A 428-nucleotide genomic window follows, 5' to 3' on the forward strand; every position below is an offset into this window, starting at 1 on the left:
ATGCTGTTTTTATCGACGTGAGCTAGCTGTTTTTCAACCCATGCAGTGTCGAAGTCTTGATCGTGCAGAATGGTACTCATGGTGTGCCGGAATCCGTGACCTGTCGCCCGCCCTGAATATCCCATGCGGCGGATCATGGTATTGATTGCCATATCAGATATATGCTTTCTGTAATCTGTCCGGCTTGGGAAAACATACTGATAACTGCCGCTGATAGGCTGAATCTGTTTCAATAAATCGATAACTTGCTCTGATAACGGCACTACATGAGTACGCCGCATTTTCATTTTTTCGGCTGGAATTGTCCAAACAGCCTTATCTAAATCAATTTCTGACCATTCAGCTTTGCGAAGTTCTCCCGGACGAACACCCGTTAATATCAGCATGCGTAAAGCCGTTCTGACAATTTGGCTTCCCATATATTTATC

General features: G+C 44.6%; 1 protein-coding gene. It reads right to left on the reverse strand.

The annotated features are described in order from the left end of the window. Positions 1 to 428: tyrosine-type recombinase/integrase (locus tag AAC147_RS09845; protein WP_047686487.1), on the reverse strand; the 428-nt coding region annotated here is incomplete at both ends.

The organism is Xenorhabdus sp. NBAII XenSa04, from assembly GCF_963866145.1.
Classification (GTDB): domain Bacteria; phylum Pseudomonadota; class Gammaproteobacteria; order Enterobacterales; family Enterobacteriaceae; genus Xenorhabdus; species Xenorhabdus indica.